Source organism: Colwellia sp. BRX8-7, from assembly GCF_014077275.1.
Lineage (GTDB): Bacteria > Pseudomonadota > Gammaproteobacteria > Enterobacterales > Alteromonadaceae > Colwellia_A.
The window spans coordinates 1-418 of the sequence record NZ_JACGVP010000100.1; the positions used below are offsets into that span (position 1 = coordinate 1).

Consider the following 418-nt stretch of genomic DNA (forward strand, 5'->3'; position numbering starts at 1 on the left):
TAACGCCCTATTAAGCGGCGATAAATTGTTGGCTAAAATTGCGAGGAACGAAGCTAGCCAACTGTTTAGCGTCCGTCTTGAATAGCTTGTTATATGGCATTTATTAACTACAATCAGATAGCTTTTCTTGTTCGTAATACAACATAAATTCGATATGGTATTTCTAAAATCACACCTATAAAAAATAAGAGGACAAATATATCCACTTTATCTTTAACTCCTTGAGTTGCATCCAAAGCGCTATAACTGAACACTCCCCATAAAGTGAGCCATACCAAAGGCAAGCTAACTAATATGACAATAAATATCCCTAAGATGGATCTAACAATAGCCTTCACCATATTTGTTTCTTTATCAATATCTACCATGAACACTAACTTCCAAAATATACACTGAACGTGACATGCCATATAACGCC

1 protein-coding gene is annotated in these 418 nt (G+C 35.4%); it reads right to left on the reverse strand.

All coding sequences use genetic code 11. From position 1 onward, the window contains the following. Positions 1-113 precede the first annotated feature (113 nt). On the reverse strand, positions 114-418 hold a 305-nt coding region (locus H4J57_RS19600), incomplete at its 5' end, for a hypothetical protein (RefSeq protein ID WP_220470346.1).